The sequence below is a fragment of the Cellulomonas iranensis NBRC 101100 = JCM 18110 genome (assembly GCF_001552375.1).
Taxonomy (GTDB): Bacteria; Actinomycetota; Actinomycetes; order Actinomycetales; family Cellulomonadaceae; genus Cellulomonas; species Cellulomonas iranensis.
Genome location: NZ_BCRB01000179.1, coordinates 1 through 1,678 on the forward strand (window position 1 = coordinate 1; position 1,678 = coordinate 1,678).

At 77.9% G+C, this 1,678-nt stretch carries 2 protein-coding genes; both read left to right on the top strand.

The window, feature by feature from the left end; genetic code table 11:
* On the top strand, positions 1 to 699 hold a 699-nt coding region (locus CS2_RS19250), incomplete at its 5' end, for a hypothetical protein (protein WP_217997415.1).
* 52 nt (positions 700 to 751) lie between these two features.
* Positions 752 to 1,678, top strand: a 927-nt coding sequence (locus CS2_RS18205) for a serine/threonine-protein kinase (protein WP_156442220.1), incomplete at its 3' end; no start/stop codon positions are given.

The window sequence follows — 1,678 nt, forward strand, 5'->3', positions numbered from 1 at the left end:
CCGGGCAGCGGCCCGGGCGCGGCCGTGCCCGCCCCTGCGCCCGCCGGCACGGGCACGGCGACGGGCGCAGGCACGTCGTGGGCGGACGTCCGCGCGCAGGTCGACCGCGCGCACGACGTCGTGTCCGACGCGCTCGGCCGGCTCGGCACCGTCACGACGGCGGCGGACGCGGCGGCCGTCGCGGCGGCGCTCGGCCGCTGGGACAACGTCACGCTCGGCTCGTCGTACCGCGTGCTCGACCAGGCGGTCGGGATCATGCAGGACGCGCACATCGGCCCCGCGGTCGGCGGCGTGCTGCAGGGCGCCGCGGCGCTGGGCGTCGCGTCGGACGCGTACGGCGCGTACCGCGCGCACGGCGCGGGCGACCTGCACGGCACGGTCGACAACGCGGTGTCCGCGGTGCTGGGCGCGGGGTCGTTCGTGCCCGGCTGGGGCCTGGGCAGCGCCGCCCTCGGCGCGTCGTGGCAGGTCGGCACCGCCGTGGGCACGGCCGCGAACGACGCGATGCAGGGCACCGACTTCCACGCGCGGTTCACCGACCGCATGGACGCCGCGTTCGACCTCGGCGGCGCGTGGGGCATGCTCAACACGCCCGGTGCGCTGATCGTCACGGGTGCCGAGGAGGTCGGCCTGCGCGCCCGTGCGCTGTGGGACGGCCTCACCGGTCCGGCCGACGGCACGCTCGACGGCCGCCGCTAGTCTCGGTCGCGGGGGACGCCGGGCACCGGCGCGGGGCCGGGGACGAGGAGCGATGGACGACGACGAGCTGTGGGCGCCCACGCCGACGCGCACGACCCGGGTCGACGTCGACCTCGGGCTGCCCGGGTACACCGACCTGCGCGAGGTCGCCCGCGGCGGCGACTCGGTCGTCTACCGCGCGCACCAGCCCGCGCTGCACCGCGACGTCGCGATCAAGGTCCTGCTCGAGACCGACCCCGCCACGCGTGCGCGGTTCGCGCGCGAGCTCGAGATCACCGTGCGGCTGGGGCGCCAGCACCCGCACGTCGTGACCGTGCTCGACACCGGGACCACCGCGCAGGGCCACCCGTGCCTCGTCATGGACTTCCACGACCTCGGCTCGCTGCACGACCGCCTGCGCAGCCACGGCCCGCTGCCCGTCGCGGAGGTCGTGGCCGCGGGCACCGCGGTGGCCGACGCGCTCGCGTTCGCGCACGCGCACGGCGTGCTGCACCGCGACGTCAAGCCGCAGAACGTGCTGCTGCTGCCCACGTCGTACGTCCTGACGGACTTCGGCATCGCGCGCATGGCGGACGCGGGGCACACCGCGTCGCTCGAACGCTTCAGCTACCGGCACGCGTCGCCGCAGGTGCTCGACGGGCTCGAGCCCACGGCCGCCGACGACGTGTGGTCGCTCGGCTCGACGCTCTCGACCCTGCTCGACGGGCGCGCGCCGTTCGCCGCGCCCGACCCGGACGACGACACCGCGCTGGGCTACCTGCGGCGCGTGCGCACGGGCGAGCGGCGTCCGGTGCGGCGCGACGACGTGCCCGCGGCGCTGCTCGCGGTCGTCGACCGGTGCCTCGCCCCGGCGCGCGAGGACCGGTTCGCGTCCGCCGCGGACGTGCACGCCGCGCTGCTCGCGCTGCCGACCGAGACCCGGTCCTGGTCGCCGGGCGGCGCGCCGGCCACGCCCGCGCCGTCGCCGACGGACGCCGCG